The 12,590-nt window shown below is 42.1% G+C and carries 9 protein-coding genes; 2 read left to right on the top strand and 7 right to left on the bottom strand.

Features of this window, described 5'->3' with window-relative positions; all coding sequences use genetic code 11:
- Positions 1–20: 20 nt before the first annotated feature.
- From B3C94_RS00610 to B3C94_RS00595, 4 genes are all read right to left on the bottom strand, one after another.
- Entirely contained in the window at positions 21–3,107 is a 3,087-nt protein-coding gene (locus tag B3C94_RS00610) for an efflux RND transporter permease subunit (protein WP_293897425.1), read from the bottom strand.
- A 78-nt stretch (positions 3,108–3,185) separates the two neighbouring features.
- Positions 3,186–4,331, bottom strand: coding sequence for an efflux RND transporter periplasmic adaptor subunit (locus tag B3C94_RS00605; protein ID WP_293897423.1), 1,146 nt, complete (start codon positions 4,329–4,331; stop codon positions 3,186–3,188).
- A gap of 68 nt (positions 4,332–4,399) precedes the next feature.
- Entirely contained in the window at positions 4,400–5,776 is a 1,377-nt protein-coding gene (locus B3C94_RS00600) for a HAMP domain-containing sensor histidine kinase (RefSeq protein WP_293897421.1), read from the bottom strand.
- Positions 5,776–6,456 (bottom strand): response regulator transcription factor, encoded by a 681-nt coding sequence (locus tag B3C94_RS00595; RefSeq protein WP_293897420.1) that lies wholly within the window; start codon positions 6,454–6,456, stop codon positions 5,776–5,778. The genes B3C94_RS00600 and B3C94_RS00595 overlap by 1 nt, the downstream gene beginning before the upstream one ends.
- Before the next feature lie 378 nt (positions 6,457–6,834).
- Here B3C94_RS00595 and B3C94_RS00590 point away from each other — a divergent pair, with 378 nt between their 5' ends.
- The gene (locus B3C94_RS00590) at positions 6,835–7,359 is read left to right on the top strand and encodes a DinB family protein (RefSeq protein WP_293897418.1); all 525 of its coding nucleotides are present in this window, start codon (positions 6,835–6,837) and stop codon (positions 7,357–7,359) included.
- Positions 7,360–7,484: 125 nt separating this feature from the next.
- Here the strand turns inward: B3C94_RS00590 and B3C94_RS00585 are convergent, their stop codons facing one another.
- The gene (locus B3C94_RS00585) at positions 7,485–8,234 is read right to left on the bottom strand and encodes a hypothetical protein (protein ID WP_293897416.1); all 750 of its coding nucleotides are present in this window, start codon (positions 8,232–8,234) and stop codon (positions 7,485–7,487) included.
- Between the two features lie 246 nt (positions 8,235–8,480).
- Here B3C94_RS00585 and B3C94_RS00580 point away from each other — a divergent pair, with 246 nt between their 5' ends.
- Positions 8,481–9,605, top strand: coding sequence for a serine hydrolase domain-containing protein (locus B3C94_RS00580; protein WP_293897414.1), 1,125 nt, complete (start codon positions 8,481–8,483; stop codon positions 9,603–9,605).
- Positions 9,606–9,686: 81 nt separating this feature from the next.
- On the opposite strand, the gene B3C94_RS00575 is transcribed toward B3C94_RS00580, so the two are convergent.
- Both B3C94_RS00575 and B3C94_RS00570 read right to left on the bottom strand, forming a co-directional pair.
- A complete protein-coding gene (locus tag B3C94_RS00575) occupies positions 9,687–10,583 on the bottom strand; it encodes a 3-hydroxyacyl-CoA dehydrogenase (RefSeq protein ID WP_293897412.1) in 897 nt (298 codons plus the stop codon).
- A gap of 64 nt (positions 10,584–10,647) precedes the next feature.
- On the bottom strand, positions 10,648–12,588 hold the full coding sequence (locus B3C94_RS00570; RefSeq protein WP_293897410.1) for an oleate hydratase: 1,941 nt from the start codon (positions 12,586–12,588) through the stop codon (positions 10,648–10,650).
- Between the last annotated feature and the right edge of the window lie 2 nt (positions 12,589–12,590).

The following is a 12,590-nucleotide window of genomic DNA, read 5'->3' as shown; positions in this document are numbered from 1 at the left end:
TCCATTGTTGGACCATCTGTTTAATCTGCTGTGTTTTTTGAGGATCTACTTTCTAAAAGAAAATAGAGCGGTGGGAGCACAAACAGGGTCAGGATCGTCGAAAATAACAGGCCATAAACAATAACTGTGGCCAAAGGGCGCTGTATATCTGATCCGATTCCTGTTGCCAGTGATGCCGGAAGCAAACCGAGAATAGCTACTGTGGCGGTCATTAAAACCGGGCGAAAGCGACTAAATGCCCCTTGGGTGACAGCTTTATGTAACGATAGCCCATTTTTACGCAATACATTCATCTGAGAAAGCATTAAAACACCATTTTGTATAGCGACTCCGAATAGGGCGATAAAACCGACTGCTGAGGATACGTTTAGCGTCATGCCACGGACATTGAGGGCAAGCATCCCGCCAAACAGCGCCAATGGAACGATACCCATTAAGAGACCTGCTTGCCTAAATGAACCAAATGTACCGTAGAGTAAGATAAATATAATGGCTAATGTCAATGGAACAATAATGGCAAGCCGCGTGTAGGCCCGATGTTGATTTTCGAATTGTCCGCCCCATTTTAAGGTGATTTTATGTTGATCATAGCGTATATTTTTGGCAATGGCCTGCTGTGCTTCGGCGAGGAATGTGCCGAGATCCTGTCCGCGTACATTTAAGCGGACAGTCAGCTGGCGGTTGTTGCGTTCACGTGAAATCATACTTTCTCCGGTATTGAGCTTAATTGTTGCAACTTGGGCTAGCGGAATACGGTTTCCATTTTCGGGATATAGCATTAGGTTGCCGATCTTTTCAGGAGAATTTCTGTTTCCCTCCTGATATTGACAGGTAATATCATATACTTTGATCCCTTGATAGACCTGGGCGACAGCTTTTCCGCCGATGGCAATCTGGATCAGGTCAGTGACATCGGCGACATTTAAACCGTATTGTGCGATTTTATCCCGATCGGCAATAATTTGCAACTGCGGCAGTGGCGGCTCCTGGTCAATAGCGAGATCGACAGCTCCCTTTACCTGTTTAAGTGTGGTGATAAGCTCCTCGGCAACTCGGCGGTTTTCTTTTAAGTCATCACCAAATATTTTGACGACAAGCTCACTATGTGCACCGGCTATTTTGTCCATGACACCGTCGATCATGGGTTGGGAAAAAGCAACATTGAAGCCCGGAATTTTCGCATATTCTGCAGCAAGCTCATTGATCAGGTCTTCTTTGGTTTTGCCCCATTTCCATGTTTTGTAGGGGTTCAATCCTACGCTCACTTCAAAATGGGAGGGCGTCCAGGCGTCGGTACCATCGTCATTACGCCCTGCTTGCACCATGACATAGGAAATTTCTTCGTGTTGAAGTGTCCGTGCGCGTAGTGTATCACTCATTTCTTTTGACTTTTCTACCGTGATGCCTGGGGGAAGCGACACTTGGAGCCAGATCGAACCTTCATCTAAAGTGGGAAGAAAGTCTTTGCCGACAGATGCGGTGAGTAGGCTTGTGGCAAGTAATACAATCGCCAATGGTATAAAAACGCGTTTCGGAACTGCCATCACTTTTTCAATCGCAGTATGATAGGCTTGGGTCAGCTTTGTCAGCCATTTGTTGTGGTATACTTTCTGTGGTTTGTGATAGATCAAATAAGCTAATCCAGGGATAAGCAAAAGAGCCACTGTCAGCGCGCCGAAGAGGACATAACCTACGGTATAGGCCATCGGTGTAAAAAGTTTCTTTTCGACCCGCTCAAAGGCGAACAAGGGAAGGTAGGCCGTAATAATAATCAGGGTGGCAAAGAAGATCGGTTTGGCGACTTCGGCAATTTTCTGGGCGACGGTTTTTTCCTCCAGCAACCCCTCCGGTTCATCTTCTCTTTTTTTAAGAATGGTTTCGAGAATAACGATGGCTCCGTCTACAATGATTCCAAAATCAATTGCACCCAGGGACAGTAGGTTGGCGGGGATATGGGTGAAATGCATGAGTATAAATGCAATCAACAAGGACAAAGGGATCGTTATGGCAACCAGGAGTGCCCCACGCCAACTTCCCAGAAAAATGATGAGGACAAAAATAACCAGAATCATCCCCTCCAAAAGGGTTTTGGAAACGGTATGTAAGGTATTGTCGACTAAACTGGTTCTATCCAGTACAACATGAATCTTTACACCTTCTGGAAGAATCTTTTCGTTTAGTTCGTCGACCGTTGCATTTACCTCAGCTAAGACAGTGGAGGGATTTTCATTTTTCAATAGGAGTACAATACCTTCGATATTGTCTGAATAATTGGCTCCCCGTTTATCGGAATATCCTAAAGCGCCCTTGCGTGCTAAATTTCCAAGTTTGATCTGACCGATATCTCGCATATAGATCCGGTTTCCATCGGTCGATTTGACGACGATGCTGCCCAGATCATCCAATGTCTTGACAAGGCCAATGCCCCGGATGACGTAAGATTGATCACCCCGGTTCATCACGCTGCCGCCGGCATTGGCATTATTGCTTTCTATTTTCGAGACCACCTCTGCGAGTGAGATCTCGTATTGATCGAGCTTTTTAGGATCCAGCTCCACCTGAAACTGGGTCGTTATTCCGCCAAAATTGGTGACATCAGCAACGCCCGAAACCTGTTTGATTTTGGGGATAATAACAAAGTTTTGCAGATCAGTCAATTGCCGTAGATCGTGGGTTTTACTCTCGAGTATATAACGAAAGATCTCACCAGTAGGTGAAGTCAGCGGATCCAATCCCGGGCTGGCACCATATGGAAGGGATAGATCGGCAAGACGTTCCTGTATACGAGCTCTTGCCCAATAATCTTCAACACCATCTTTGAAGACAATCGTGACCATGGATAAACCAAAGGTCGTTTTGCTGCGCATGACTTCCATGCCGGGCAAGCCGTTGATGGCCTGTTCAATGGGAATGGTGATTTGTTGTTCCATCTCTTCGGCTGCCAAGCCCGGTACCTGGGTTACGATCTGCGACGATACATCAGCGATATCAGGGTAGGCCTCAACCGAAAGTTGCCGCCAGGCATAGTAGCCGAAAAAGCCAATTAATAGAAAGGATGCTGCGATGACCCATCTTTTTGCGATGATATGGACAATAAATTGTTTCATATTCAAATTTTTATTGATCAGTGTTTATTTTAAATTGAATGCATGTAGCCGGTGCGTACGATTTGTTTATTCACCGATTTAATTTAGCCCCATGAGGTAAAAAGCTCCTTCGCTGATAATTTCTTCCTGTGGGGTCAGACCTGTTAAAATCTGGATATGATCTCCTTCTGTTACACCCGTGGTTACAAAGCGCTTGACGAAGGTATTGGCCGCTATTTTTGCCCATACAAAACTCTTGTCGTTAAATTGAAGTACAGCTTTTGCGGGAATGAACAGCGTCGAAATGAGCTGCTGTTCAAATTCGGCACTCACATACATCCCCGGTTTTAATGTACGGTCGCCATTTTCGCATGCGATGAGGACTTCAATATTCCGGCTCGCTTCATCGACAAACTGGTTGACATGAATAATTTCCCCTTGTATTTTTTTATCGGGCAAAGCATCCAGACGGACTTTAACACGGGCAAGTTGATTGATGGTAGGTAAGTCTTTTTCCTTGATATAGGCCGATACCCATACTTTTGATAGTTCGGCAATACGGAGTAATGCCGGAGCATCTTCTTTTGTGTACTGGCCAAGGACAATTGAACTACTTAAAATCTCTCCTTGTATGGGGGAACGGACAAGAAGAGGTTGACCGAGGACAATATTTGTCAGGTTATTATCGAATATTTTTAGCGCTGCAGTGGCATTGCCGAGCGCTGATTTACTCGTTAAAAAATTGGTTTCAGCCTCTTCAAGATCTTTTTTTGTTCCAACACCGTGCTCAATCAGATCCTTTTCACGTTTTAATTTGTTTTCCGCAAGTAAAGCCGCTTGTTTAGCGTCAAGATAGGCCCTTTGTGCCTCAAAATAGTCCGATGAACTAATTGAAAATAAAGGCGTATTAACGGTTACTTTTTGACCAAGTTTGGTGTGGGATTTGACAATTCGTCCAGCAAAAGGTACTGGAATCTCCACATAGCTGCCGGGAATCATCTTCACCATTGCAGCGGTATTTAGTTTCAGTGCATGCTGTGCATTGGCTGTCGTCACAAATTTTAACTTCGTCAACAGAGGCGCATTTTGATCGACGGTCAGGGTATCTCCATGCGCGCTGATCCCTGGCGATAGGCCAGTGGGGGCATCAGAATGACGGTTGCAAGCCTGCATCAACAGCAGGATGAGGATCCAGCTCATATAACCTAGGGGCTGGATCGAATAGTTAATTGTACGGTTAATCATACCGCAAAACTATCCAGCAGCTGCTGATAAGCAGGTTAGAAGTCCTTTAGAAAAAAATTAGAATTTTATTAGAATGTGGAAAGGTGGGGGAGATCAATGCTAAAAACACTACCGACGCCTTTTGTCGACCTGACACTGATCTCGCCGTGGTGGAGAAGTAGGATCTTCCTGGTGAGCGACAGGCCTATACCATTTCCCTCGCTGTAGTCTTTGTTGTTGCCGCGATAGAATGGTGTAAATATATGCGGGAGGTCTATTGGGGCAATGCCTATTCCATCATCTTTAAATTCGAGGTGAACCTGGTTTTCGTCTGATCTGATAGCAATGAGACATTTTTGATTTGAGGAAAACTTGCAGGCATTTTCAATTAAGTTGACAAAGGCAACCTGAAGTAAATATTCATTGGCATGTACAGAAATGAGATTTTCATCTTCAATCTTCGGATCCACAAAAATGTCAAGCTTATAACCCGGATTTGCCTGAAGAACCTGTTGGCATGCATCAATGAGTATTTCGTCTATACGTAAGGCTTTGAAGGCAATTTCGGAACTGTCGTAGCTTGCTTTTGCAAAATCAAGTAAGCTATTAAATAGCTTTTTGAGTTTCTGTGCGTCATTTAACGTATTGTCGATGACTGTTTTATATTCAAGTATGCTGCGGTCTTTATTGGCAGAAATTTCAAGTTCTGCAATCATTGCAGCCAAGGGTGTGCGCAGCTCGTGGGAGATATTGGATACAAAATGTTTTTGGGCATCAAAGGAATTTTCCAACCGGTCGAGCATCGAATTGAATGTACTTGCCAGTTCGGAAAGTTCATCTTTATTTCCGTTGCTAGCGAGTCTGGAGTCTAAACTGGTCGCGGAAATGCTTTTTACGCGCTGTGTCATTTCCAAGATAGGTTGAAAGACCTTTTTCGAAAAGAATATTCCTGCTGCATAGATCAGAAAGATAGACAAAATGAAAACTAGGAGAATGGTTGATAGCAGGCTATTGAGTTTATTGTAGCCATATTGATCATAGGCAGCAGCGGTAATGAGGTAGCTTTTGTTTTTATAAGGGAAAGTTATCCCAATGACCTGCCATTTATCCTGATAGAAACGTATTTCTTTATTTTTTAGAATATCCCGCAGCATGTCTGGTGTCTCTTTGACAAAGTCGATATCAACGGCATCATGATACAGGAGTTCAAAACGGGTGTCGTAAATGGCAACTTCTACTTCATTGAGGATTTTTCGATTATTATGATAAATATCTTCTAAGATCTTTTTGTCTACTTTTGCGTTCAAAAAAAGGTTTGCTTTGGTGTAAGCTTCTTTTTTTAATAGGGCATAAAATTCTTTTTCCCGATTCTCCACGGCCGAAAAATAAACGGTACTGGCAAATACCAGCAATATTGTCGCTGTAATCAGTGTGAATAATATGGAGATCCGGGTCCTGATACGCATTAGTCCTGTTTTAAAATAAAACCCATGCCGGATTTGGTATGGATATATTTCGTTGCAAAATCCTTGTCGATTTTTTTGCGCAGATAATTGATGTAAACATCAATGAAGTTGGTCCCCGTATCAAAATGGGTTTCCCACACTTTTTCGGCAATTTCTATCCTAGAAAGTACGCGCTCGGGGTGCTGCAATAAGTAATGGAGCAGTTTAAACTCTTTGGGTGTCAAATGGATTTCAATGTTATTCCTTTTGACATTTTTGGTATGGAGATTCATCTCCAGGTCACCATACCGCAATAGTGTGCCCGTAAGTGTATCCCGTTTTTGATATCTTTTGAGCAGAACTCGTATTCGTGCAAGCAGTTCGCGCATTTCAAAAGGCTTGACGAGGTAATCGTCCGCTCCGGCATCAAACCCTTCAATTTTATCGTCGGTCGTGCCCAAGGCTGTTAACATAATAATCGGAACATCGGGTTTGAAATGACGAATTTCTTTGCAGAGATCCAATCCATCTATCTTAGGCAGTACAATATCGGTGATGATAAGGTCAAAGTCGTGCTGTAGGGCCATTTTCTTTCCAGATAGGCCGTCGTACGCAATATCCGTTTGAAATTCATTTTCATCAAGTCCGCGTTTTATCAATCCTGCAACACGTACGTCATCTTCGACTAGGAGAATCTTCATATAAAGAAAAACGTTAAAAGCTTCGACGAATCGAAGTTCATATCTGATACCAAAGCGTGGCTTGTCCATGCTTCAGCTATACAAAAGTATCAAACTAAGCTAAATTTACAGGTATATGGAAAGAAAACTTTCAGGATTTCATGGGGTCACGCACAGGTCTCAGCCAGAAGTTACTGTCGCGGTTTCCAGTTTGTCTCTATGATCAAAATCTTCATGTAGTAAAGATAGAATTCTATTTAGTAAAAATTTAAAATTTATTTCGCCATGATTGATCACCTTTAGTTCATTTTTATTTCTTGTCATACGACAAGGGTAATCTGTTTTAAAAGGTGTAATTTTATTATAAATCAGCTGTTTAAAATTATAAATCAAAAAGAAATGGATACACCGAAATCATTGAAATTAGAAATCATCATTCCCGCTTATCGCATGCACAGTCAAATTTTTTTGAATGCGTTGGATGGCGTTTCGGAAGAGGATGCATTAAAACGAATTGATGGACAGACCAACCATATCGTATGGATGGCAGGTAATTTTGTCAATGTACGTTATGCGATGGCACATGTTCTTGGTCTTCAGGAAAATGATCCTTATCAGGATTTGTTCTTTATGGGAAAGACACTCGATGAAAGCTATCAATATCCCAGCGTTAAAGAATTAAAAGAAAATTTTAAATCAATATCAGCTAAGGTTTATGCTGCTTTGCTGCAGGTGGATGACACGCAGCTGGCTGAGATATTTAAGATTAATATGAATATCCCTTTTATTGAGGAAAATAAACTGAATTTTATTGGAATGTGTATCGGACGAGAGGATTATCTTGCCGGTCAGATCGCATTGATGCGAAGATTGCTGAATTATCCGGGTATGAAATATGATATTGACGAAAAAATCCAGTATTAAAAAATTAAAACTCAAGATCGGCCGCTGGTTAAAACGTCTGATCTTGAGTTTTTTAAGTATGAACCTGGTCGCATGATGTGTCTATGCTGAAAAGTCAATACCTTGATTTTAGCAGGGAACAAGGATTATTCGCTACCTTTTATAGTCAATATAACACCTGAATATTTCTCGTGGTCTTTACCGATATAAAGCAGATCGACTTTTTTTGTACCAGCTTTCTTTAGTTGCTCGTTCAATAGCTTTAAATCCATTTTTTCTGTTTTATCTTGCCATTCATCGATTGATTGAGGTTTGATTGAAGCTATATTTTTCATGTCAAAGAGCGCAGCGGATGCATCGAGTTTCTTTGAGCGGTTTATGAAAACAGTATCGCCTACGATTTTATCGATTTTTATCCAACCTGCAGGAAGCCCATCAATGCTGTTGCCATCCTGGTCTGTAAAAAAAGTCGCGCCATATAGCTGACCAGCTTTTAGGTGCTTCAGATTATCGATCATCTGGCCAGCTTCTTGTTCGCGCTGTTGGTTGCCTATTTTATTTTTTACACCATAAATGACTGCCCAGATAAGGATTGCGGCAGCTACGATCAGGAATCCTTTCCATAGCTGGAAATAGGGAATGCTATACTGACTTTTGAAAGCCTTAATTTCCGACTTTAATTCATCCGAATAATTGCGTGCGTGGATTAGTTTTCCTTGTTCGTCATAAAGTCTGGAAAGTTTGACAAAGCCACCGCCAAAGGGCAGACCAATAAACCTGCGGGCCGGGGTAATAATCTGTAAGGTGAAATTTCGTGGGGAGGTTTCTTTTTTTAGAGTTGTTGTTACCTTTTTTTCTGCTAATACAAAATCGTAGATACTGTAAATAAAAAACATAGTCTGTCGTGATTATTAAATGAAGAACTGGAGGGAATATCCCGGGCCAATTCGACCTCAAGAGAAATGAAGCCTGAAACGCAAATTTAAAAGAAAAAAATAAAAATCAATAAAAAGCCCCAGGCATTGCAAGAAAATTTCGATTTTTGAAGGGTGCATTTTTGAAAAGCAATAAGATCAAATTGATTTAAAACGCTGTGCCTTTCAGGAGGCTGACAATATAAACCGAAATGTGCGGTATAAAATATGATAAACCTAAAACTGAGTTTTATTTTGATCTGTGTAACAAGTGTTGTTATGGGGCAAAAAATTGATAAATCAAAATTGGATAGTACGATTGCGGACTTTTACAAGGACCCGGCAGCTCCGGGGATTAGCTGTGCAGTTAGTCAGAACGGCGGTCTTATTTATCGTTATACAATTGGACGTGCAGATTTGAAGGAGAAACGTGCAATCACATCCAGTTCACATTTTCGCCTGGCATCGGTAAGCAAACAGGTGACTGCACAAGCGATATATACCTTAGTGATCCAAAAGCGTTTAAAACTAGATGACCCATTGGCCCTTTTTTTTGAAGATTTGCCAGTCGCGCTGAAAGATATTACTGTTGCGCAGCTTCTGCAACATACATCCGGAATCTGGGACTATGAAGAACTTATTCCGAAAGAGAGGAAAGATCAGGTATCGGATACGGATATACTGAAGTATATCAGACAGACCGATCGTTTATATTTCCCTTCGGGAAGTCAATTTCGTTATAGCAATACAGGATATTGTCTTTTATCGCTGATTGTCGAGCATGTTGCAAAAAAATCCTTTGCTTCATTTGTCAAAAGTCAATTGTTTGAACCCATAGGCATTAGCAAGGGATTGGTATATGAACAGGGCAAGACGATTGATGAAAGAGTCTACGGTTATCATCCGAATGAAGGTTCCTACCTGTTTGCTGATCAGAGTGTGACAAGTGCGACACAGGGTGATGGCGGTGTTTATCTATCTGCGGATGAATATCATACATGGGCCAATTTTTTGGTAAAAGATCGGTTAATACAGCCGGGACTGGAGCAATTGTTAGATCAAATGGCCTACCCGGTAAAGGATGGAATAGCGTATCATTTTGGATGGTTTATTCAAAAAAATGCAGGTCATAAAATCTTGTTTCATTCAGGTGAATCTACTGGGTTTCATCATATCGTATATATCGATGTACAAAAAGACCTTGTGGTTTCACTTTTTAGCAATCGTGATGATTTTATGATCGGTGAAGCTTTTGATGCCATCCTTAAAACAATGGGTATCAGCAAACCCGTGTTAAACGCCCCATCTATGTCAACTTTTGCATGGTTGAACGGAGTTTATGCGAATGAATGAAAGCGGGAAGTGGATTGAAATAAGAATAAACAATAAATCGTCACAGCTTCACCCGTGACGATTTATTGTTTCTGAAGAGACCTATTTTAAAAAGTCGGGCGATTGATAGGCCGGATTGGGATAGGTATAGAACCCTTCCCCAGTAGCGACGCCCAATTTGTTTTTGTCTATAAAATGCTCCTTGAGATAGGCCACTGTTTTGATCTTTAAGAGGTCATTACTCGCATCGGCGCTCATTTTGTTGATATTATAAGCTGTTGTGATGCCAACGATATCGAGTATGCCGAAGGGGCCTGTTGGTGCCCCTGTGGCAACCATCCAGGTTTTGTCGATCGTTTGGGCATCTGCCACTTCGTTGACCAAAAGATCCGTTGCTGCCGAAAGTAATGGGACAAGTAAGGAGTTTACAATATAGCCAGGCTGCTCCTTATGCAGAGGTAGGGCAACCATTCCGATAGACTTCGCAAAATTGACAACCTGATCAAATACTGTTTTGTCTGTACCCGGATGCCCCATAATTTCTGCTGTATTGTGTTTCCAGATTTCATTGGCAAAATGCAGTGCCAGGAACTTCTCGGGACGGCCGGTTTCTTGGGCAAATTGACTTGGTAGCAAGGTTGAGGAGTTTGTGGCAAAAATGGTTTTCTCCGGAGCGACTTTCGCTAACTCCTGATAGAAACCAATTTTAATGGCTGGGTTTTCGGGAACGGCTTCGATAAGAAGATCTGCTATTGCAACCGCCGCGGCCAGATCTGAACTATAACTGAGCCTATCAAAGGTTGAAGCCAGTTGTTCTTTACTCGCATGAAGATCTTTCTCGAATGCCTGCGCCAAAATATCAAATTTTGCTGCAGCTTTTTTTAGTACATCGTCGTTGATGTCGTATACGGTGACATGATAGCCATGAAATGCTGTTTGGAAAGCGATTTGATAACCTAAAACCCCACTACCAGCTATCGTTATATTTTTAAAGCCCATGATATTATTGTTTTTTCAATTCGTAAAAATCTGCGCCACGGAACCATGGCGCAGGTTGTGATCCTTATCCTTTAATTCCTTTTAACCAATCTTTGAATTTGGTGATCTGCTCTGTCAGGAAAGATTCATGCTCTTCTTGTTCCTCAGAACCGATAGGCAGGATATGTTCAAAATAAGTGCCTTTCAGAATTTTACGCAATAAGCCTTCGCCCACAAATGGTTTGTCATCATTTAATGTTTTGGCCGCTTTCAAAAGATGGCGGATGTCGTATTGTAGGGGATTGATATCCGGAACTTGCTTGTTTAAGTTCAGCAGTTCGTATACCGCAATACGTGCGGTACGTACTGAGCTTTCCATGGTAAAGACAACGTCATTGTTGGTTTCGACAAACTGACCGATCAAGCCCAGGTTTTTACATCCTTCAGGTACGACTCTCGGACGATCACCTTTTGCTCTTGGCATAAACATCGAGGTGATGTAAGGCATGAATGTCGTACGTACAATCGTATTTTTGATGACATCGTCCAACTGATCGATAATACCCAAGTGGTGACATAGTTCAGCTAGAATTTCGTCGCCGGTACATTGTGGCATTGGTTTTTTGATGTAGTTTCCGGCTTTGTCCATGAAGAGAGCATATACCCATAGGACAAGGACGTCGTCGGGCTGACCCGGGAAATGCGGCTGTCTATTACAGGTAAAGCTCATCAACCAATCAGAATCGGTAATGGTGATAATCCCCCCGGTGACAGTTTTTCCAGAATAGGGGTCATTGACCGAATACTCTTTGAGCTTTTCGACTAAAGCTGAAGGTCTACAGGTAAGCGTTGCAGACTCCCAGGCTGATTTTTCGATGTTACTGCAGAACTTTTCAGGCTTGCCGAATATAGCTGATTTGGCGGCAAGGTTTTTCCATAGTTTCCAGCCCGCACTTTGACCGCTGCTGCTATTGTCGATACCGATGATCGGTGCGTTTTTGTTATCTCCATAAAAGGTGTCTTCGGTCATTGATCCGGTGGTGACAATAACGAAATCGGCTTTTCCCAGTGGAATTTTCACCTCTTTGCCATCTTGTTCTGTAATTAGGGCCTCCACAACTTTTCCTTCGGTATTGCTTTGGATATCCAGGTCTTTGACCAGCACATTAAACTGTATGTTTACGCCTTTGCTTTGGAGCACTTTGCGCAATGGCGTCACAAAAGTATCGTATTGATTGTATTTGGGGAATACCAATGACGAGAGGTCATTCAATCCATCTATCGCATGTAAAAAGCGGTGCATGTACAATTTCAGCTCAAGTAAACTATGCCAGTTTTCGAAAGCGAACATGGTACGCCAGAAGGTCCAGAAATTGCTGGATAAAAATGACTCGCTGAAGTAGTCTTCGATGGTTAAGTCATCTAAATCTTCTTTATTTTTGAGGAGCAATCGAATGATGGCCAGCTGATCCATTTTGCCCAATCCAAACTTGCTGAAGTCTTTTATCTCACCAAGTTTATGAATAAGCCTTGCTTTGGAGTAGTTGGAGTCGTTGTCATTGATCAAACGGTACTCGTCCAGTACACTGTAGGGGGCAGGCATTTCCAATGCAGGAATGTCCTGAAACATATCCCAAAGATTTTCATAGGTCATATCCATTTCCCTACCACCACGAATAACATAGCCGTCGGTTGCGTTTCCAGCACCGTCCAATGATCCTCCTTCTACATGAAGCTGTTCAAGGAAGGTGATATTTTCAGCCGGGACATGGCCATCGCGGATAAAATAGTAGGCGGCAGACATACCCGCAATACCACTTCCGACGATGTAGATTTTACTGTCTTTATATGATTTAGATGGTATACCTTTGTTCCGTTGATAATTTCCGATTTGATCGGAAAAAGGCATTGATTTTTTTGGTGTATTACGTTGTTGTTCTTTGCTTGAATCGGGTTCATGATTTACATTTCCATATTCAGCAGATGCATTTAATACTTTGTCGAATTTTGAGGTGATTTCTTTCATGA

The organism is Sphingobacterium sp. UBA5670 (assembly GCF_002420705.1).
Lineage (GTDB): Bacteria > Bacteroidota > Bacteroidia > Sphingobacteriales > Sphingobacteriaceae > Sphingobacterium.
This window is presented reverse-complemented; position numbering and strand designations above follow the sequence as displayed.